The organism is Erysipelatoclostridium sp. An173 (genome assembly GCF_963931465.1).
Taxonomy (GTDB): domain Bacteria; phylum Bacillota_I; class Bacilli_A; order Erysipelotrichales; family Coprobacillaceae; genus Thomasclavelia; species Thomasclavelia merdavium.
In genome coordinates this window covers 2,230,613-2,251,765 of the sequence record NZ_OZ007017.1, presented here as the reverse complement: position 1 = coordinate 2,251,765, position 21,153 = coordinate 2,230,613, and the positions used below count along the sequence as shown (strand labels likewise).

At 28.9% G+C, this 21,153-nt stretch carries 15 protein-coding genes; 10 read left to right on the top strand and 5 right to left on the bottom strand.

Annotated elements, in window-relative coordinates; translation table 11 throughout:
- Nucleotides 1–135 precede the first annotated feature (135 nt).
- From ABGT36_RS11250 to ABGT36_RS11240, 3 genes are all read right to left on the bottom strand, one after another.
- Nucleotides 136–1,290, bottom strand: coding sequence for a CapA family protein (locus ABGT36_RS11250; protein WP_346678032.1), 1,155 nt, complete (start codon nucleotides 1,288–1,290; stop codon nucleotides 136–138).
- 312 nt (nucleotides 1,291–1,602) lie between these two features.
- A complete protein-coding gene (locus ABGT36_RS11245) occupies nucleotides 1,603–1,860 on the bottom strand; it encodes a hypothetical protein (RefSeq protein ID WP_346678031.1) in 258 nt (85 codons plus the stop codon).
- Between the two features lie 126 nt (nucleotides 1,861–1,986).
- Nucleotides 1,987–2,895 (bottom strand): Rpn family recombination-promoting nuclease/putative transposase, encoded by a 909-nt coding sequence (locus ABGT36_RS11240; RefSeq protein WP_346678029.1) that lies wholly within the window; start codon nucleotides 2,893–2,895, stop codon nucleotides 1,987–1,989.
- A 383-nt stretch (nucleotides 2,896–3,278) separates the two neighbouring features.
- Here ABGT36_RS11240 and ABGT36_RS11235 point away from each other — a divergent pair, with 383 nt between their 5' ends.
- Nucleotides 3,279–8,468 carry an Ig-like domain-containing protein gene (locus ABGT36_RS11235; RefSeq protein ID WP_346678027.1) on the top strand — a complete coding sequence of 1,730 codons (5,190 nt, stop codon included), beginning with the start codon at nucleotides 3,279–3,281 and terminating at the stop codon, nucleotides 8,466–8,468.
- A 67-nt stretch (nucleotides 8,469–8,535) separates the two neighbouring features.
- Here the strand turns inward: ABGT36_RS11235 and ABGT36_RS11230 are convergent, their stop codons facing one another.
- Nucleotides 8,536–9,393 carry a MurR/RpiR family transcriptional regulator gene (locus tag ABGT36_RS11230; protein WP_346678025.1) on the bottom strand — a complete coding sequence of 286 codons (858 nt, stop codon included), beginning with the start codon at nucleotides 9,391–9,393 and terminating at the stop codon, nucleotides 8,536–8,538.
- A 378-nt stretch (nucleotides 9,394–9,771) separates the two neighbouring features.
- Between ABGT36_RS11230 and ABGT36_RS11225 the strand changes: the two genes are divergently transcribed.
- The gene (locus ABGT36_RS11225; RefSeq protein WP_346678024.1) at nucleotides 9,772–11,115 is read left to right on the top strand and encodes an MATE family efflux transporter; all 1,344 of its coding nucleotides are present in this window, start codon (nucleotides 9,772–9,774) and stop codon (nucleotides 11,113–11,115) included.
- 350 nt (nucleotides 11,116–11,465) lie between these two features.
- Nucleotides 11,466–12,284: an Ig-like domain-containing protein gene (locus ABGT36_RS11220; RefSeq protein WP_346678022.1), complete on the top strand. Its 819-nt coding sequence runs from the start codon at nucleotides 11,466–11,468 to the stop codon at nucleotides 12,282–12,284.
- A gap of 51 nt (nucleotides 12,285–12,335) precedes the next feature.
- Here the strand turns inward: ABGT36_RS11220 and ABGT36_RS11215 are convergent, their stop codons facing one another.
- Nucleotides 12,336–13,304 (bottom strand): D-2-hydroxyacid dehydrogenase, encoded by a 969-nt coding sequence (locus ABGT36_RS11215; RefSeq protein WP_346678020.1) that lies wholly within the window; start codon nucleotides 13,302–13,304, stop codon nucleotides 12,336–12,338.
- Between the two features lie 467 nt (nucleotides 13,305–13,771).
- Between ABGT36_RS11215 and ABGT36_RS11210 the strand changes: the two genes are divergently transcribed.
- From ABGT36_RS11210 to ABGT36_RS11180, 7 genes are read left to right on the top strand one after another with little or no spacing between them, the layout of a single operon-like run.
- Nucleotides 13,772–15,652, top strand: a complete 1,881-nt coding sequence (locus ABGT36_RS11210; RefSeq protein ID WP_346678018.1) for a nucleoside-diphosphate sugar epimerase/dehydratase — start codon at nucleotides 13,772–13,774, stop codon at nucleotides 15,650–15,652.
- The gene (locus tag ABGT36_RS11205; RefSeq protein WP_346678016.1) at nucleotides 15,649–16,251 is read left to right on the top strand and encodes a sialic acid O-acetyltransferase; all 603 of its coding nucleotides are present in this window, start codon (nucleotides 15,649–15,651) and stop codon (nucleotides 16,249–16,251) included. Before ABGT36_RS11210 ends, ABGT36_RS11205 begins: the two co-directional genes overlap by 4 nt.
- On the top strand, nucleotides 16,251–16,871 hold the full coding sequence (locus ABGT36_RS11200) for a sugar transferase (RefSeq protein ID WP_087302982.1): 621 nt from the start codon (nucleotides 16,251–16,253) through the stop codon (nucleotides 16,869–16,871). Before ABGT36_RS11205 ends, ABGT36_RS11200 begins: the two co-directional genes overlap by 1 nt.
- On the top strand, nucleotides 16,868–17,749 hold the full coding sequence (locus ABGT36_RS11195; protein WP_346678013.1) for an NAD-dependent epimerase/dehydratase family protein: 882 nt from the start codon (nucleotides 16,868–16,870) through the stop codon (nucleotides 17,747–17,749). Before ABGT36_RS11200 ends, ABGT36_RS11195 begins: the two co-directional genes overlap by 4 nt.
- Nucleotide 17,750: 1 nt before the next feature.
- The gene (locus ABGT36_RS11190; RefSeq protein ID WP_346678011.1) at nucleotides 17,751–18,944 is read left to right on the top strand and encodes a glycosyltransferase family 4 protein; all 1,194 of its coding nucleotides are present in this window, start codon (nucleotides 17,751–17,753) and stop codon (nucleotides 18,942–18,944) included.
- A complete protein-coding gene (locus tag ABGT36_RS11185) occupies nucleotides 18,941–19,984 on the top strand; it encodes a nucleoside-diphosphate sugar epimerase/dehydratase (RefSeq protein WP_346678009.1) in 1,044 nt (347 codons plus the stop codon). The genes ABGT36_RS11190 and ABGT36_RS11185 overlap by 4 nt, the downstream gene beginning before the upstream one ends.
- Nucleotides 19,984–21,153: a glycosyltransferase gene (locus ABGT36_RS11180; RefSeq protein WP_346678007.1), complete on the top strand. Its 1,170-nt coding sequence runs from the start codon at nucleotides 19,984–19,986 to the stop codon at nucleotides 21,151–21,153. Before ABGT36_RS11185 ends, ABGT36_RS11180 begins: the two co-directional genes overlap by 1 nt.

The following is a 21,153-nucleotide window of genomic DNA, read 5'->3' as shown; positions in this document are numbered from 1 at the left end:
AACAAAAGATAGTCAGTTTATATAATCAAAATAAGCAGAATTTATACAGTTAGTATAATTAATCGACAAAGTAATTATATCATAAAACAAGTAGTAAATAATCTCAAAATTATCTCATTTTTATATAATAGATAGTTACATGTTTATTTTTATATCAGATGTTACTTTTTCTTTAATAGATTGTTTTAAAGTATCAATAGAAATAGTGATATTATTATAACCGTTTAATCCATGTTGGCTAGCGAGATCTTGAGTGTAATCTTTTAAGCGGTAAACAGTAAAGCCATAGCGATTTTCTATAATATTTTGTTTATTATTGCTACAGTAATGATTTATTAAAGGGGTTAAGACAACGTTTTCGATAGAAACCACACCACCTTTTTTTACAAAATCAAATGAAAGCATACCACCTATTTGACAGTTTTCTTCTAACATGCCACTAATGAAATTTCCTAAACTGTATGCGACTAATGTTCTATGATTATTACTTCCTGTAAGCCATTCAATATTTTGAAGGGTATGAGTGTGAGTTCCAATAATAACATCGACACCTAAATCAGCTAAATATTGAGCATATTCTTTTTGAAAATCACTAGGGGTATTTTCATTTTCTTGTCCCCAATGGCATGATACTACAATTGCATCACTAATACTTTTTGCTTTTTCAACATCGTTTTTTATTTGTTCTTTATCGAAAGGATTATAGCGATATGAAGATGGTATATAATCATAATTGATGTATTGGTTATATGATAAAAAAGCAATTCTAATACCATTTTTTTCTATAACTGGAATTTGGTGTTTTTCTTCTTGGTTTTGATATAAACCGATATATTTTATATTATTATATTGTTTAAAAACTTGAATAGAGTGATCAACAGCACTTTCACCCATATCAAAAGAATGGTTTGTTGAACCATTTACAACATCAAAACCAATTTCATTTAGAGTATTAGCCATTTCATCAGGAGTATTAAATTGAGGATATCCTGAATATCCATGTTCACTGCCGCCTAATATTGTTTCTTGATTTATAAAAGATATATCTGGCGACTCTATGTATTTACGGATGTTTTGATAATAAGTTGTAAAATTATATCCGTTATTAGTTTGAGCATTTTGAATCATAGGGTCATGCATGATATTATCGCCAACAGCTAAAAATGATGCTTTATATTCTATGTTATCAAGTTCTTTTGTAGGTTTAGGGATAGTAGGTGTTGCGAAATTGGATGGCTGGCTTTGACAGCCGACTAATAATAAAATTATTAATAGCTTAAATATTTTCATTATAGATTCACCTCGATATTTTTATGATAGATAATATTGTAAGATAATTAATTTTTATAGTCAGTATTACCGGTAATTTTTTTATGGATTACTATTATAAATATATTTTATATCATATAATTAGTATTTTTTGCATAAAAAAATATTAATATGTAGAATATAGTCTAAACTAATTAGAAATTATTCATGGTTTTAATTTTTAATGAAAATATTTAGTATCTTAATTATTTGTCAATCGAAAGCAAACTTTATTTATTGTTTACTATTTAAATAAAAACACAAGCATAAAAAATCTAAGCTTGTGTTTATTAATTAATGACAATTCTTTGTAATGTTTTTAATTTTATCAAACGGTTCTTGATCTAAAAGCATTGTGAAAATCGTATCTAATTGTTTTTTAGTTAAATTATTTAAAACATTACTATCTTCATGAGGATAAAAATGTTTAAATATTTGTTTCGTTTTTTGTAGGGTTTCTTTATTAACACCCAAATTAATACCTTTATCAATGCCTTGATTTATTCCTTCGTTGATACCTTGATTATAGAAATTCATTAATGATTCACACATATCCACTTTCTCTCCTTGTTTTAAGATAATATTTTTTAAAACATCATTTTCTTCATTAACTATGCTAGCTGCTATGATTGCGATATCTATTATCATGGCTTTTGATTTTATGAATAAATGAATATTTTAACTGATAATTTCTTTATTTATAATACCTTTAATTTTATCAAACGGTTCTTGATCTAAAAGCATTGTGAAAATCGTATCTAATTGTTTTTTAGTTAAATTATTTAAAACATTACTATCTTCGTAAGGATAAAAATGTTTAAATATTTGTTTTGTTTTTTGCAGGGTTTCTTTATTAACAGCCTGATTATAGAAATTCATTAATGATTCACACATATCCACTTTCTCTCCTTGTTTTAAGATAATTTTTTTTAAAACATCATTTTCTTCATTAACTATGCTAGCTACTATGATTGCAATATCTTTGTCTATTACTAGACCTCTTAGTCTCTCTAGATTCCCTTTAAATTTATAGATTGATTGAATGGTCTTGATCAAATCATAGTTTTTCTTTTCTTTAAATAAATGATAATCAATATCCAGTACATTTACTACCAGTATTGAAAAGTTACTGGTAGATATTTTTTCTATGTCTTGAACTTTAAAGAAATCATAAAGATTATCACAGTTTTGCCAGCGATATTCACCCCAGTTTATAACTGCAGAGCTAACTTTCATTAATTCATTATCATTAGATAAATTGTTGATCTGTCTTTGATAAAGAATTGAATCATAAGACATACATCTAAAAAGCATAAATCTGTCATTTTGTTTCTGGTTTTCAATACCGATTAATTTAGATTCATTACCATTAGTGTATTTGAAAACAATATCTCTTCTAAGTTCGATTTCTTTAATGAAACTATGATCTTTGATTACGGTAGATATTTCACTGTCATAAATATTCAGATATTCAGGCTCGATAACCGAAAGACCACTATACAAAATGACATTAACTAAATCAGCGAAATAACGAGGATTTTTAAAGAAATCCTTTAAAACAATGTCGTTTTTAAAAATACTAGCCATAAAATAAACTCCTTTGATGATATAAAGAATAGAAAATATTTTATAGTTAGAAAAAACATGAGATAGTCAGTTTATATAATCAAAATAGGCAGAATTTATACAGTTAGTATGATTAATCGACAAAGTAATTATATCATAAAACAAGGAGTAAATAATCTCAAAATTATCTCATTTTTATATATTTAATAGATCGTTTATGCTTGTATAAAAATAGTTATTTATAATGATTAATTTTTCTGATTATATTTAAAAAAATGAAAAGATTTTTTATATTTTTTCATTTTTTTGAAAAGAAAACGAAACGGCTTTGTAAGCTCTTTCAAAAATGTTGTTGAAGAAATTTTAGCGTGATAAAATGACAATACAAGGAGGGAAAAGTCTAGATGAAAGTGAAAAGATTGATGAAAAAAACTGGAATATGTTTATTATCTTTAGTAATGATTTTGCCATTTTTTTATCTTCAAAATCCTACAGTTGAAGCTAAGGAAGATGGCAATGGTATTATTTATATGAATACTGATAATATTATTACTAAGGATTTTGAAGGTTTTGGTGTTCAATGGGATCCTAGTGATTTATATGATTATACAGATGAACAATGGAATTCTTTTTATGAAAAAGCAGAATTTTTAAAACCTAATATTATGCGTGTTATGTTACATGATGGTGATAGTTATTGTATTGGTTTTGAAGATGACGGAACACCAATTTATGATTGGGAATCAGTAATGATGAAAAGAGTCTATAAAATTTTAGACTTTGCTGAGGCCAATAATGTTCCAATTATCTTAGGTGAATGGCGCAGTATTAGTGAACGTGGCTATTTATCTTATGATGAATATGGAAAAACAGTTAACTGGAGCAGCCCAACTTGGGCAAGAATGATTGTTGACTGTCTAGAACATTTAATAGTTGATAAAGGATATACTTGTATTAAGTATTATAATATGATCAATGAGCCTAACTATTATAAAAGAGATAATGGTGGAACTGATGAAGAATCTTATAATAATTGGAAAACTGCAATGAAAAATCTTCGTCAGGAAATGGATAATTCAGGGATTGAAGCAATCGAGAATATAAAAATTGTTGGACCTGATGTTTATGATGGTCAAGAAGCTTGGATTAAACAAGCAAAGAGTGAAGATTTGAAAGATATTATTGAAATGACAGAAATTCACCGTTATGCACCAAAAAGTGAAGTTGAGTCAGGCTTGATTGAAACTAAATTAAAAAACTGGAGAACAGTTGCTGAAGAACTTGATGAAAATGTTAAAAATGAAGGTTTTGGTATTGGTGAAATGGGACTTTCTGGAACTGGGCCTGGTGATTGCCAATTAAATGGTCGAAAATATGAATATGGTGTTGATATTTTTGATTATGCTTTACAAGCAATGAGAGCTGGTATGAAGTTTGGTAGTGTTTGGGGCTTTGAAGATAGTATGCATGTTCAACACAATGATATTGTTAATACTTTTAAAGATCAATATGGACCAGCAGCTTCAACTGAAGAAGGTCGTCAATACAAAGTTCATACTCCTACAGGAGATCCTAATATTGATAATGATATTAAAATATGGGGATTTTGGAATGAACTAGGTGAAGAGATGGCAGCTCAAAATGCTGAAAATAATGTTACTGGCCGTGCTAATACTGTTAAAGCTAGTGATGAACAATTAAAACCTTGGTATTACACTTGGTCAATGTTATGCCGTTATTTTCCTTCTGGAATGCAGATTTTAGAAACAACTGATAGTGGTATAGATTATGTAAGAGCTACATCAGGAATAATTAATCGTGGTAATAATCAAGCTGATTTAAGTATTGCTGTAGTTAATACTTCAAATAAAGAACAAACAATAACATTAAATGTTCCAAATGCAAGTGGGAAGGTAACTCTTAACCAGTATTATTACTATGATGGTGATCGTCCAATGAATGACAAAGGCCAATTAGAAGTTTATGATACTTTGGAAAATGTTGATTTAGCAAAAGGATTAGAAGTTACAATGCCGGCTAATACTTGTATGATTTTTACAACATTAGGGCATGAACGTGAAAGTAATCCAATAACTTTGACAACTGGTCAAACTCCAGCAGTAACTGGTGTAGATATTTATGAACAATCAAATTTAGATAAGATTACTGTTGGTCAAACATATCAAATGGAAACAAGCTTTACGCCATCAATTTCTAAAGCAGAAATGAGATGGAAAGTTACTGATTATTTTGGTAATGAAACAGATATTGCCGCAATCGATCAAGATGGTAAATTGGTTGCAAATAGGGCTGGACAATTTAATGTTACAGGTTATGTTAAAGATAATCCGCAAATTAGTGATACTATTACTTTTGTGGCGACCACGACTAAAACATTGATCGATGATTTAGAAAATCTCGATGTAGCAATATCTTATCAAGATGTTGTTCGCGATGATAATTCAGCTAACTTTAATAACGCTAAAACTATTAAGCGTAGTGATAGTGATCCAAATGGTAAATCAGGTATTATTACATATAAGGCAGATGGAATTTTTGATTTTGAGTTAAAAGCATATTCGCGAAAATCTAGTCTAGGTTCTTCAGGAAACTTTACCGTTCAAGTTTCTAAAGATGGAAATACTTGGGAAGATGTTGAATTAAATTTTGAAGTTCAAGATCAATTAAGTTCATCATGGTATCCATTTGTTATTACACCAAAAGAAATGGATCGAAGTGTTGAATGGCAATATTTAAGAGTAATAATGAAAAGTGCGGGCTATAATACTTACGACCCTCAATATGGTGGTGGAACAATTTTATATGGTGAACAATCTGCGTCTGAAATTGTTATTAATAATCAAGAAGATTATGTAGTAAAAGGTGGAACGCTACAGTTTGATGTTTCAGTTTTACCACAACAGATTTCACAAGAAGTTGTATATTCAGTTGTAGAAACAAATGGGCAAGCAACATCAAAAGCAACGATTGATGAAAATGGTTTATTAACTGCTAAAGAAACTGGTAATGTCGTAGTTGTTATTGAAACAAAGGATAAATCATTAGCGGCTTATTATCCACTTCAAATTGTTGGTGGCTATTTTGTAGATGAAATTAATAATTTTGATTTGATGTATGATTATGGATCTTTTACTTATGAAAACAGTCCTCAAAAATTTGGTGAAATATTAATTAAACGAACTAGTGATACCCCACAAAGTATCGTTTATGCTTATAAAGATATTCAAAAAGCTACTTTTGAAGTGTTTAGTAATTCTAGCTTTGGTAGTGATCAGGCAAGTATTTATATGTCTAAAGATGGTATTCATTATGACTTGCTTGATGCAACTATTACCAAAGTTGGAACAGCACCTGGAGCAAGTGATTTTTCTAAATATACTGTAAGTGCTACTGGTGATAATCAGTATAATTTCGTTAAGTTTGAAATTAAAAATGATTCTAAGATTTACAATCCAATGATTGCTAAAGCAGAAATTATATATAATCAAGAAGATGACGACGTAATTTCGATGAATGTTGTCCAAGATCGAATTACTTTGAATGTTGGAAAACAAACACAGCTTGATGTTAAAGCGGCACCATTAAATGGTAAACCAGAATTAACTTTTGCTAGTGAAAATCCTGAAATCGCAACAATTGATGATCAAGGTTTAATTACTGCAAAAAGTACGGGAACAACTTATTTAACTGTTACTTTAAAAGATAAACAGACAATTAAGATTCCAATAAATGTTTTAGAAGAAAATCTAGCATACAAAAAAGATATTTCAGCGACCTCAGAATATAATAAAACTGACAAAGCAGCATCATTGGCAGTTGATGGTGATTATTCATCAAGATGGGGATCTGCTTACATGTCTAGTGGAAGTGTTTCAATAACAGTAGATCTTGGCAAAGTACAGACTATTGATACAGTTAAGTTATATTGGGAAGCTGCTAGAGCTACTGATTATAATGTTGAAGTAGCCGGTGAAGATAAGGCATTTAAAGTAGTTCAAGAAATGCGCGATATTACTGATGGAACTGATGATGTTGTAAACTTTGATCCTGTTGATGCTAGATATGTAAGAGTTACTGGTCTTACACCAGCAAATAAATATGGTTATTCAATTTATGAATTAGAAGTATATGATAATTCAAAAATCGTTAATGTTGATAGTGTTAATTTTACTGATACAATAAAAGAATTATATGTAGGTCAAGAAGAAGAACTACAAATACAGGTATTACCTGAAAATGCAACATATCCATTACCTGTTTATTCTAGCTCAGATGAAAATGTTGTAAGAATTGAAAACGGAAAAATGATAGCTATTAAAGCTGGTAAAGCTACTATAAGTGCCAACGTTGATGGAAAGATTGCTACTTTGGAAGTAAATGTTGTTGAAGAAAATGCTCAAAAAATAGCTGATTCAATTACTGATTTAACAATTTATGATAATAAAGTAGTATTACCAGTCTATGACAAATATACATTATCTTTATATTCATCTGATCATGAAAAAATTATTGATTTAGATGGTAATGTTAATCTTCCGGTTTATGATACGACAGTAAATCTTGTTGTAAAAGTAGTTGATCAAAACAATCAGGAAGCTTATAGTAAGCCAATAAGCATTAATATTACTGGAAATGATGACAGTTTAGAAAATATTAATAATCTATTAGATGAAGTCAAAAATATTGATGAGTCTTTATATAAACCATCAACTGTTAAAAATCTAAAAGATGCAATTAATAGTGTTGAACAAATCTTAACAACTAAAGATTTATTAGTAAGTGAGTTAAATGATGCAGCTACACTATTAAATCAAGCTTATCAGGGCTTAGAATTAAAAGAAGATCAAACAACATTACAAAAATTAATTGCTGAAATTAAAGGATTAGATTCAAAATTATATACAGATAAATCATATCAGTCATTGATGGAGATTGTTAAAGAAGTAGAAGATCAAATTAATGATGATTCTTCAAAAGAAGAGATTGCTAATGCAATAGCAAAATTACAAGAAGGATATCAACAATTGATTAAACAGGATGATTATGATTTATTAAAACAAAAAATTGAAGAAATCGAAAAAATTGACTGGGATCTATATACATCACAAAGTCAAGCACAGTTAAAAGAAAGTTTAGAAAAAGCAAAACAATACTTACAAAGTGATCAGATGACTACACAAGGCATTTATGAATGTTATTATGAACTGGTACAAAGTTATGGAAAATTACAGCTTAAAGCAGATTTAACTACTTTAAAGGCGTTGATTGAAAAGATTGAAAATCTTGATTTATCATTATATAAACAAGAAAGTGTCGATCATTTAAAAGCAGTTTTAAAAGAAGTTAAAGAAAAGATGAGTGATGATTTAACACCAGAAGAATGTCAAGCATTATTAAGCAAACTGCAAAATGCATATAATGGTTTACAATTAAAAGAAAATGCAGCTGATAATTCTATTGCAAGTAAAACAGGTGATAGCAGTAATGCAAGTCTATATGCTACAGTAGGAATTGGATCACTAATTGGAGTAATGATTTGCTTAAACAAAAAACGTAAATATTATAAAAATTAAGGAAATCTGTTAACAGATTTCCTTCTTTTAATATTAATTGATAAATAGAACCGCTATTTTTATCTAATTATTTATTAGTTCGGTGATCGATTAATTGATCAGTTGTAATTTTATATGATAATGCTTCATCATAATGTCTAGAAAAAATAGCTGTATATAAAATATCAAAAACCAGGTGGATTGAAAGAGTAGAGCCTAATGTTGAAATTTTATTATAGATCTGTTCGCGACTATCAATATTTAAAATATATTGACAGTACTTAGTTAATTGATTATCGCCAATAGATGTAATAGCGATCATTGGAATCTGCTTTTGCTTCAAGATTTGAGCAGCTTTAATTACTTCCTCTGTCTCTCCAGAGTAAGAAACAAGAATCGCACAATGATCAGCTTTAGATTGTGCTGCCTGGAAGAGCTGTTCATTAACCATTGAAGCAATTCGAACATCTTTACCAATTCTAAACATCTTATATTGAAAATCACTTGCAATTCTTAATGGTCCAGAAACACCATAAATATCAATAACTTTAGCGTTATCAAGTAGGATAACACTTTTTCTTAGGATATCTTCATTAATTAATTGAAGAGTTTCATCAATACTTTCTTTATATAATTTAGCAATCGTGTTGCTTATATGAGAAAGATTAGTATTTTTTTGAAATGGGAAATTTGCATTAATATTTTTTTGGTGTGAAAGTATGTATTGTAAATTAGCAGATAATGCAATTTTAAAATCGTTATAACCCTTAAAATCTAATTTTTGACATAACCGGACAATAGTAGCTGGCGATGTATAGGTTTTTTTGGCCAATTCAATAGTTGAAAGATTTAAAACCTCTTCAGTATTATTCAATATATAACTAGCAATACTTTTTTCAGATGATGAAAAATGATTAGCTAATTCAAGCTTTTTTAATAAACTCATAAAATTCACCTCAATGCATTTAATATTATGAAATAAACAACAATTATTTATGTTTATAATATTATATGCTGCTTTTCTAATAAAATAAATCATTTTTAACATTCATTTCTAATCTCTAAAATGAATTTAAATATTTAAAAATAATGAGAAAGCTATAAATAGGATATCATCATAATGATATAGAAACTTAGTTGATATTTTATTGATTTTAAATTATATAAAACAATCTTAAAATTATATAAGTAAATAATTAATTTAATGTAAATTAAAAGTGATTAAAAGATATTTTTGTTCTATAATAAAGATGTTTCAGAATTAGAAAAGTCATCACTTCTAAAGAAATACTCTGTATAATACTTTTAGAAAGAAGGGGAAATCGTGAAAAAATATGAGATTGATATGTGTAATGGGCCACTATTAAAGCAAATTATAATATTTGCGGTACCATTAATGTTATCAGGGATATTACAGTTATTATTTAATGCGGCAGATATTGTAGTTGTTGGGAGATTTAGTGGTAGTGATTCTTTGGCTGCTGTTGGTGCTACTTCATCATTGATTAATCTATTAGTAAATTTATTTATCGGTATTTCAGTTGGTGCTAATGTTTTGTTTGGCCGGTTTTGTGGAGCGCAAGATGAAAAAAATGCTTCTGAGACTGTTCATACTGCCATATGCGTAGCTATTTATGGTGGTATTTTGATGATTTTTGTTGGTATCTTGTTAGCTAGACCAATGCTTGAATTAATGGGAACTCCTGAAAATGTTATTAGTTTATCAACTATTTATATGCGAATTTACTTTTTAGGTATGCCAGGATTTATGATTTATAATTTTGGTGCTGCTTTATTAAGAGCTGTCGGTGATACAAGGAGACCGCTATACTTTTTAACAGTAGCAGGAATAATTAATGTTATTGGAAATTTAATATTAGTTGTTGGCTTTAATTTAGGAGTTGCAGGAGTAGCAATTTCAACTACTGTATCGCAATATATTTCAGGTTTTTTTGTTTTAAGATGTATGTACCAGGATGATGGAGTATTAAAAATACATCGAGATCGTTTGCATTTTCATAAAGATAAGTTAATTAAAATGTTAAAAATTGGTTTGCCAGCAGGGTTGCAAGGTATGATTTTCAATATTTCTAATGTTTTGATTCAATCTTCTATTAATTCTTTTGGTTCTATTATCATTGCAGGAAATACTGCAGCTAGTAATATCGAAGGATTTGTATATACTGCCATGAATGCAGTTTACCAAACATCATTAAGTTTTACTAGTCAAAATATGGGTGCTAAAAACTATAAACGTGTTGACCAGATTTTAATTAGATGTTTAGGTTTTGTTAGTATTGTAGGATTAGTACTTGGAATTGGTGCTTATTTATCAGGTAATATCTTGTTAAGTATTTATTCTACTGATCCACAGGTAATCGCAGCTGGGATCCTTCGTTTGAGTATTGTTTGTTCATCATATTTTTTATGTGGTATGATGGATGTAATTGTAGGAAGTTTACGTGGTATGGGATATTCAATAATGCCAATGATTGTTTCTTTAACGGGTGCTTGTTTATTTAGAGTTATTTGGATATTTACTATTTTTGCAATTGATCATTCGTTATTTGTTTTATATATATCTTATCCAATATCATGGATATTAACATTTATTGTTCATTTCATTTGTTATTTAAAAGTTAGAAAAACGGCTTTTGAACTGAGATAAAATTTTGGTTTATTAATGGTATTACTTCTTTGTTTAATGAAATAGTAATACCATTTTTTATTTAATATATTTATTGAAATTATTAATTGTAAAATTATTGATAATTTCCCATTTTTTAATAATATGTAGTATAATACCTTCCTGCTGATAGGAAAGATATTTCCTATAATATATATAGAAATGGGGTAAAGTGATGAAGTTTAAAAAAAAGAAAAAAAATTATTGGGATAGTAGCTATATTAATAGCACTTATAGGTGGGATAACTGGATATCATAGTTACTCACATCCAGAACTTAAATTAAATGCAAAGACAGTAAATGTTGAATATGGAGAAAATGTTGAAAAGTACTTGATAAATAGTATTGATACTTCTATTTATGATGACAAAAGTGTTGTAGATGATATTGAATTTACTTGTAAAAAGATAAGTGATTTTGATGACGTAGATGTTGGAGAATATACTATTAAATATAAGTATCGAGATAGTGAAAAGACACTTAAATTAATAGTAAAAGATACAACAGCACCAGAAATTAAATTAAGAAATAGTGCTAATATTTTTGAAAATGATGTTATTGATTATGATAGTCTGGTAAGTGTTGATGATTTATCATCTTATAAAACAAGTTATGACGATTCAGCTGTTAATTATAATACACCAGGTAGTTATATTGCTAAGTATATAGTTGAAGATAAATATGGTAATAAAAATGAAGTTGAAATACCGGTAATAGTTAATCAATTATTGTTGCAAACAACATCACCAGCAAGTATTTCTTTAAGTCCTGAAGGGACATCTAAGTTTGAAGTTTCAACTAATTGCAACAGTGCTATTTTTTATAACTCAAGTAATCCAAATGTTGCTAGCGTTGATAATGCAGGAAATATTATTGCTAAAAGTGCTGGAAGTGCAACGATTACAGCAACAGTAAATGGAAAACAAGTTTCTACTAATGTTGTAGTAACTAATCCAAAACCGGTTAATAATTATCAAAGCAATTTGCCAGTAAATAAAAATGATGATGTAACATATACTGTATATAAAACTCGGACTGGTGATTGTTATCATCGTAGTGGTTGTCGTTATCTTTCTAGAAGCTGTATACCGGTTTCTAGAAGCAGTGCAATTAGTCAAGGATTAAGAGCTTGTAGTGTATGTAATCCATAAATATAAAATTATTCAAATATGAAAAGGGGAGATTTTTACAATCTTCCCATTTTAATTATATTTTACAATTTTGCGATAACCAGTTGTAAAGTCAACTTCATTTTCTAATGGTTCATTATTATCTAAATGTTTAATATTTCTAATTACAAGATTTAAAAAATATTCATGAACACTTTTCCAAGCAAATCCCCCTGAAACATGTGGGGTGATAAATACATTATCATAGTTCCATAAATCACTATTTTCAGGATATGGTTCTGGATCGATAACATCAAGAGCTACTCCATAAAGATGATTTAAATCGAGTACTTCTTTTAAATCGTTAGTATTAATAGCTGAGCCACGACCAACATTAACTAAAACAGCATCTTTTTTTAATAGCAGCAATCTTTTTTTATTGAATAAATTAATTGTTTCTTGTGATTGTGGTAAACAAAGAATAACAAAATCACCTTGAGGTAAGATTTCATCTAGTTTATCCATTGTATGTAGTTCATCAACATATTCAGGAATATCAATTAGTGTTCTTTTTAAACCAATGACTTTACAATCAAAAGCTTTTAGTCTTTTAGCAATTTCATAACCTAAATCACCTAAACCAACAATAATAACAGTACTATGATAAAGTTCTTTACCATTTTTAACTTCTTGCCATAAATGATTATTCATGTTATTAAAATAAGTTTTAAAGTTTTTATTCAAAGCTAAAATCATTCCAATTGTATGTTCACTAATTGCTTTTCCATAACTGCCACTAGCATTGGCTAATATAGTATTGTGATTTAACACCTCTTTTTTTACATAAGTATCACTACCAGCACTAGCTAATTGAATAGCTTTTAAATTATCACGATTTAAATCGATTCGCTCAGGTGCGTTACCAATTAACATATCACAATTATCGATCATATCTTGTGTAAGTTTTGCTCCCTTAACGAAAGTAAATTGATGATTAGGAAATGTTTTAGTTAAAATATCTTTTTCCTGGTTTGTAAAAGGGGCTAAAGAAAGTATTTTCATAAGTTGGACCTCCTTATAATATGATGTAATTATTATAACAAATATTTAAACTACTAGTAAAAAAATAATTATGATTTAAAATGTAAAATATTTGTTTTTAATAATTATATTATCTAATTTATTTATTATAAATTTGTTATTTATTTATTATTTTATTGAAAAATACAACAAATTATCCTATAATTCGGCTATAGTCTGTAATGACTATAATAACAATACTTTTAATGAAGTAATCATTGACTAGGGCATGTTACGGATTTAAGATGGCAATAATTTCCTTTAGTGCGCTCTTTTTTTGGGGAGTGTACTGGGATTTTATTGCCTTTTTTTGTTTTAAGTAATGCTTTGATGAATAGTTATTAATTAGAAATTAATTAATATTTTAAAGTTAAGGGAATTGTTATTAGAAGATATATGGAGGGATAATTTATTGAAGATGACAAGTGGAAAAATAGTGGGGGATAGTTATGCCACTAGGTAGAAGGGTTAGTATTAATTTTAAAAGATTTTTATTAGGAATAATTGATGTTTGTTGTATTATTTTTTCTTGTTTTAGTGCTTTGTTTTTACAGTTTGATGGTAATCTTTCTAGCATGTATTTGGAAAAAATATTTGTTTTAATTATTCCAATAGTGATTATTGATATATTAATATTTGTAATTTTTAAACTATATCAAAGTTTATGGCAATTTGCCTCAGTTACTGAATTAAAAAATATTATTGTAGCTTGTTTAATAGCTAGTTTAAGTAATTTGTTGTTATCATTGGTTTTTAATCAATATATAACAACAAGTTTTTATTTTATTTATTTTTTGATTCTAATAATAACAGTCGGTGGTAATCGGTTTTGTTATCGAATTATTAGATTATATACAAATAAGTATAATAATCAAATAACAAAACCAGTAAAAGATAGGGTTTTAATCGTTGGAGCTGGAGTAGCAGGTGAAAAAGTATTAAGAGAAATCAATAACTCTAATCATATCTATAAAGAAGTTGTCTGCTTTATCGATGATGAACCTAGCAAATGGAAAAGACAGATCCATGGTGTTGATATCTATGGCGGTCGTAACAAGATCATTGAAGCGGTTGAAAAATACGGTGTCAGTGAGATCCTCGTTGCGATGCCTTCGATCAGTAAAAAGGAATTAGCTAATATTTTAAATATCTGTAAGGAAACAAGATGCCAGATCAAAAGACTTCCTGGTATCTATCAGTTTATCAATGATGATATCCATATCAGTGATTTTAAGGATGTTGAAGTTCAGGATTTACTTGGCAGAGAACCGATTAAAGTCAATCTTGATGACATCATGAGTTATGTAACCGGTAAGGTAGTAATGGTTACTGGTGGCGGTGGTTCAATTGGAAGTGAATTATGTCGTCAGATTGCTGCCAATAAACCAGAGACTTTGATAATCGTTGATATCTATGAAAACAATGCCTATGATATTCAGCTGGAGTTAAGACGTAAATATCCTGATTTGCATCTGGAAACGATGATAGCATCAGTTAGAAATTCAGTAAAAGTGGATAAGCTGTTTGAAACATATCATCCGGATATTGTTTACCATGCAGCAGCACATAAACATGTACCATTGATGGAAGATAGTCCTAATGAAGCAGTAAAGAACAATGTTTTTGGAACACTGAATGTAGTAAAAGCAGCTGACAAATATAAAACCAAGAAATTTATTTTAATATCAACAGATAAAGCAGTAAATCCAACGAACATCATGGGAGCAACGAAACGGTTATGTGAAATGATCGTACAGACATATAATAAAAAATCAAAAACGGAGTATGTAGCAGTAAGATTTGGAAATGTCTTAGGATCAAATGGATCAGTAATTCCGTTATTTAAAAAACAGATTAAAGAAGGTGGACCAGTAACGGTAACTCATCCAGATATCATCAGATATTTTATGACGATACCTGAAGCAGTAAGTTTAGTACTACAGGCGGGGGCATATGCCAAAGGTGGCGAGATTTTTGTCTTAGATATGGGAGAACCAGTCAAGATAGCAGATATGGCAAAGAACCTGATCAAATTATCAGGGTATGAACCAAATGTAGATATTGATATTGTTTATACCGGATTAAGACCAGGAGAAAAGCTGTATGAAGAGCTATTGATGGAAGAAGAAGGATTACAGGATACGCCAAATCATATGATCCATATCGGAAAACCAATTGAATTGGATGAAGACAGTTTTTTTGAAGATTTAAAAGAATTAAAAGAAGAAGCATATGAAGAAAAAAATGAAATAAAAGAGTTTGTGAAGAAAATGGTTCCGACATATAACTATAAAAATATAAAAAAGGAAAAGGTTGTAATAACAAAATGATGAAAAAATTATTAATTGTGGGATCAGGTGGACATGGGCGATGCTGCTTAGATATTGTTAGAGATTTAAAAATTTATGATACGATTGCTTTTCTCGATGATAATTATGTAAATAAAATTGTAAATGATTGTAAAGTGATAGACTGTATTAATGAAATGGATAATTATTATCCTGAATATGAAGATATTTTTATAGCTATTGGCAATAACAAACTTAGAAAGAAATTGATCAATAAAGCAAAATGTATAGGATATCATGTCATTTCTATTGTTGCTTTTAATGCAGTTGTTTCTCCATATGCATCAATAAAAGAAGGTACTGTTGTTTTTAATAATGCAATAATAGAGGCTAATGCTAGTATTGGAGTAGGCTGTATCATTACAGCGAATACTACAATTAATCATGATGCTATTATAGAAGATTATTGTTTAATCTATTCTAACAGTGTTATCAGACCTAATACTTTGATTGGTTCGATGTCAAGAATAGGGAGTAATTGTACTGTTACCTTTAATACTAAGGTAAAAGCTGGTAGTGATATAGAGGATGGTTGTGTAATTAAGTTAAAGGATGAATATGATTTTGAGGTGGGGATTTAATGTATAAAAAAGTAATAAAAAGAATCATTGATTTTATTTTATCATTATGTGGACTTATTATATTAAGTCCTGTTTTTATTATTCTATGTATCTGGATAAAATTAGATAGTAAAGGACCGATTTTGTTTAAACAAAAAAGAATAGGTATCAATAAATCAAACTTTAATATTTATAAGTTTAGAACAATGTATATTGATACCCCTAAAGATATGCCTACTCATATGTTAGCTAATCCTGACCAATTTATTACTAGAGCAGGTAAGTTTTTAAGAAAAACTTCCTTGGATGAATTGCCACAAATAATTAATATCCTAAAAGGGGAAATGTCAATTATTGGACCAAGACCGGCATTATGGAATCAGGATGATTTAATTGCTGAAAGAGATAAATATCAGGCTAATAATGTTAAACCGGGATTAACAGGATGGGCGCAAATCAATGGCAGAGATGAATTGGAAATACCAGTAAAAGCAAGATTAGATGGAGAATACGTTAAGCGTATCTCTTTTTTATTTGATCTGAAATGTTTCTTTGGAACAATAACATCAGTACTAAGATCAGATGGAGTTGTAGAAGGAGGAACTGGTGAGCTTCATAAAAAGGATGGTGAAGTATCATGAAAAAAATCCTGATAACTGGAGCAAATAGTTATATCGGGACATCGTTTGAAAAATATATTTATGGAAATTATCCAGATGAATATCAAATCGATACATTGGATATGATGGATTCAAACTGGAAAGAATATGATTTTAGTGGCTATGATTCCATTTTTCATGTAGCTGGGATAGCTCATGCTGATGTCGGGGATGTATCAAAAGAGACAGAGAAATTATATTATCAGGTAAACTGTGATTTGGCATATGAAACAGCTTTGAAAGCAAAAAAAAGCAAAGTAAAACAGTTTATCTATATGTCATCAATAATTGTTTATGGTGAAAGTGCGCCATATGGTAAAACAAAGATAATTACAAAAGATACAAAGCCTGAACCAGTAAATTTTTATGGTGATAGTAAGTTACAGGCGGAAATAAAATTATCACCATTACAGGATGACAGTTTTAATCTTGTTATTATTCGTCCACCAATGATCTATGGAAAAGGTAGCAAAGGAAATTATCCGATGTTATCAAAACTAGCCCAAAAATTACCGGTATTTCCAAAAATCAACAATCAAAGAAGTATGCTTTATGTAGAAAACTTGTGTGAGTTTGTCAGATTGATGATTAGTAATAATGCTCAAGGAATCTATTATCCTCAAAACAGCGAATATACAAGTACTACTACAATAGTAAAAACTATTAATCCTGGAATAAGAATATCAGGTATATTGAATATTGGTGTTTTTATCGGTTCTAAGGTACCGGGTAAGATAAGCGTTTTATGCAATAAGGCTTTTGGCAATCTGGTATATGAAAAATCGATGAGTCAATATAGTGAAAACTATTGCCGTTATAATCTAAGGGAATCGATAGAAAAGACAGAGGTGAGCAGTTAATATGAAAATATTAATTGTCAGTCAGTATTTTTATCCTGAAAATTTTAGAATCAATGATCTTGCTTTAGAATTGAAAAAAAGAGGTCATGAAATTACTGTATTAACAGGATTGCCCAATTATCCTAAGGGAGAATATTTTGAAGGTTATGATGATACAAAAAACTGTGATGAGGTATGGAATGATATACCAGTTTATCGCTGTAAGCTTAGACCAAGGAAAACAGGCTCAGTTAATCTAATTAGAAATTATGTTAGTTTTGTAATTGAAGCAAATAAGAAATTAAAAAAACTTCAAAATAGAGATTTTGATTTGATTTATGTTTTTGAAGTATCACCGATAACCGTAGCTTTACCAGCAATCAAATTAAAAAAGAAAAAGAATATACCTATTATTATAAACATTCAGGATCTATGGCCAGAAAACATTGTTGCAGTAACTGGAATGACTAACTCAATAATAATTGGATTAGTCAATAAGATGGTAAATTATATTTATAGACATTGCGATCTTATTTTAACTGCAAGTCCTAGCTTTGTATCAAAGATACAAGAAAGAATTAAAGATAAAGACAAGGTAAGATACTGGCCTCAGTATTCAACAGTAAATAAAACAGATGAAGAAGTATCCATATATAATAAGGATTATTTCAATATCGTATTTACCGGCAATATAGGTGAAGCTCAAGGAATCGATTTAGCAATTGAAGCTGCAAAAGTATTAAAAAATAAAAAAATATGCTGGCATTTTGTTGGTGAAGGAAGAAGTAAAGAAAAATTAGAAAAACTGGTAAATGAATATGAAATCAATGATAGAGTAAAGTTTCATGGGTTTCATCCCGAAAAAGAAATACCTAAATATTTAAAAGGTGCAGATGCAGCACTTTTGATACTTAAACCAAATCCGGTTTTTGAAATGACAATTCCTGCAAAATTACAAACATATTTAGCATGTGGTGTACCAATATTAGGTTGTGTTAGTGGAGAAGGGAAAAGAATAATTGAAGAATCAAAGGCCGGAATAGTAAGTGAGGATATTTCAGTAGATGGACTAGTAAAGGTGTGCAATCAGTTTATTGAATTACCAAATGATCTGTTGAACGAGTATAAAGAAAGATCATACTGTTATGGAAAAAGTAATTTTAATAAAAATAAACTGATATCAAAGTTAGAAAAATGTATGGAGGAACTTGTATGAGTCAATTTAAAGATAAAACATTATTAATTACAGGAGGGACTGGTTCCTTTGGTAATGCAGTATTAAACAGATTTTTAGAAACTGATATCAAAGAAATCAGAGTGTTTTCTAGAGATGAATTAAAACAGGATAATATGAGACATGAATATCAGGCTAAATATCCTGATGTTTTTCATAAACTTAAGTTTTATATCGGCGATGTCCGTGATATAAACAGTATCAAAAATGCAATGTATGGTGTTGATTATGTCTATCATGCTGCAGCTTTAAAACAGGTACCATCTTGTGAGTTCTTTCCAATTGAAGCTGTTAAGACAAATGTCTTGGGAACTGAAAATGTCTTAACTGCAGCAATTGAATGTGGAGTCAAAAGAGTAGTATGTCTATCAACAGATAAAGCTGCTTATCCAGTTAATGCAATGGGTACGAGCAAAGCAATGATGGAAAAAGTAATCGTAGCTAAATCTAGAACAGTAGATCCAGATAAAACAGCAATCATGTGTACAAGATATGGAAATGTATTAGCATCAAGAGGTAGTGTGGTACCTCTTTTTATTAATCAAATAAAAGAAGGAAATGATTTAACAGTAACAGATCCAACGATGACAAGGTTTGTCATGACACTAGAAGAAGCAGTAGATCTAGTGTTATTTGCATTTGAAAATGGAGAAAGTGGCGATATTTTTGTTCAAAAAGCACCTGCTTGTACAATTGAAGTATTAGCTAAGGCAGTAAAAGAATTATTCCATGCTGATAATGAAATCAAAGTAATAGGAATTAGACATGGAGAAAAGATGTATGAAACACTACTTACTGATGAAGAATGTGCTAACGCAATTGATATGGGTGATTTTTATCGAGTACCGGCTGATAAAAGAGATTTAAACTATGATAAGTATTTCTTTGAAGGAATGGGAAAAAATACATTAACACAGTTTAATTCAAATAACACTAGACTAATGTCCTTAGAAGAAGTAAAAGAAAAATTAATGGAAGTCAAGTTAGTAAGAGATGAATTGAAGAAATGGGAGAATAAATAATGTCTAGGATATTATTTATTAATTCGGTCTGTAATGGATCAACAGGATCAATTTGTAAAAATCTTTACAAAGTAGCTGTTGAAGCAGGGCATGAATGTTGTATTGCATATGGAAGAGGAGAAGCACCAAAAGGGTCTAAAACAATTAAAATAGGAAATAAATTAGATATTTATTTACATGTTTTAAAAGCTAGATTATTTGATGCAAGTGGCTTTGGTAGTAAACAAGCAACGAAAGAATTTATAAAAAAAATAGATGAATTTAAGCCAGATATCATTCATTTACATAATATCCATGGATATTATGTAAATATTGAAATATTGTTTAAATATTTAAGAGCACATCCAGAGATAAAGAAGATATGGACATTACATGATTGTTGGGCTTTTACAGGTCATTGTGCTTATTATACTTATGCAAAATGTAATAAATGGCAAAGATGTTGTAATAGCAATTGTCCGAATAAAAATGAATACCCAAAAGCAATATTTTCTAAAGTCGAGAAAAATTTCAATAGAAAAAAAGAGATATTTAATAATGTCGAAAATATGATTTTAGTAACACCAAGTGAATGGCTTAAGAATGAAGTAGAAAAATCGTACTTAAAATCGTACCAAATAGAAGTAATCAATAATGGTGTAGATACAAAGATATTTAAGTATACTAAATCAAATATTAAAGAAAAATATAGTATTAAAAATAAAAAAATAATATTAGGCGTGGCTTCAGTTTGGGATAAAAGAAAAGGTTTAGATATATTTATTAAACTATCAAAAAGATTGGATAGTAATTATCAAATTGTTTTAATTGGACTTAATAAAAAACAGCAAAAAAAAGTATCTGATAATATCATTGGAATTACTAGAACAGAAAATGTACAGGAGTTAGTCAAATGGTATAGTGCAGCTGAAGTTCTTTTTAATCCGACATTAGAAGATAATTATCCAACTGTAAATTTAGAAGCAATAGCATGTGGAACACCAGTAATAACATTTGATACAGGTGGTAGCCCGGAAAGTGCTTTTGCTGATGAATCAACGACAATATTTAGTAAATCTGTTGACGAAAGTGTTATAAAAATTTTGAATATTAATAAAGCTGATATTAAACAAAAATGTATAAAAATGAAATTTATAAATGATACTTATTTAAAATTAATGAAGGAATAA

Excerpts from the sequence above, each read along its gene's own strand:
- ABGT36_RS11195 (WP_346678013.1), top strand. The coding sequence starts at position 16,868 with ATGAAAAAAATCCTGATAACTGGAGCAAATAGTTATATCGGGACATCG.
- ABGT36_RS11250 (WP_346678032.1), bottom strand. The coding sequence starts at position 1,290 with ATGAAAATATTTAAGCTATTAATAATTTTATTATTAGTCGGCTGTCAA.
- ABGT36_RS11215 (WP_346678020.1), bottom strand. The coding sequence starts at position 13,304 with ATGAAAATACTTTCTTTAGCCCCTTTTACAAACCAGGAAAAAGATATT.
- ABGT36_RS11235 (WP_346678027.1), top strand. The coding sequence starts at position 3,279 with ATGAAAGTGAAAAGATTGATGAAAAAAACTGGAATATGTTTATTATCT.
- ABGT36_RS11230 (WP_346678025.1), bottom strand. The coding sequence starts at position 9,393 with ATGAGTTTATTAAAAAAGCTTGAATTAGCTAATCATTTTTCATCATCT.
- ABGT36_RS11240 (WP_346678029.1), bottom strand. The coding sequence starts at position 2,895 with ATGGCTAGTATTTTTAAAAACGACATTGTTTTAAAGGATTTCTTTAAA.
- ABGT36_RS11205 (WP_346678016.1), top strand. The coding sequence starts at position 15,649 with ATGATGAAAAAATTATTAATTGTGGGATCAGGTGGACATGGGCGATGC.
- ABGT36_RS11200 (WP_087302982.1), top strand. The coding sequence starts at position 16,251 with ATGTATAAAAAAGTAATAAAAAGAATCATTGATTTTATTTTATCATTA.
- ABGT36_RS11190 (WP_346678011.1), top strand. The coding sequence starts at position 17,751 with ATGAAAATATTAATTGTCAGTCAGTATTTTTATCCTGAAAATTTTAGA.
- ABGT36_RS11180 (WP_346678007.1), top strand. The coding sequence starts at position 19,984 with ATGTCTAGGATATTATTTATTAATTCGGTCTGTAATGGATCAACAGGA.
- ABGT36_RS11210 (WP_346678018.1), top strand. The coding sequence starts at position 13,772 with ATGCCACTAGGTAGAAGGGTTAGTATTAATTTTAAAAGATTTTTATTA.
- ABGT36_RS11185 (WP_346678009.1), top strand. The coding sequence starts at position 18,941 with ATGAGTCAATTTAAAGATAAAACATTATTAATTACAGGAGGGACTGGT.
- ABGT36_RS11245 (WP_346678031.1), bottom strand. The coding sequence starts at position 1,860 with ATGTGTGAATCATTAATGAATTTCTATAATCAAGGTATCAACGAAGGA.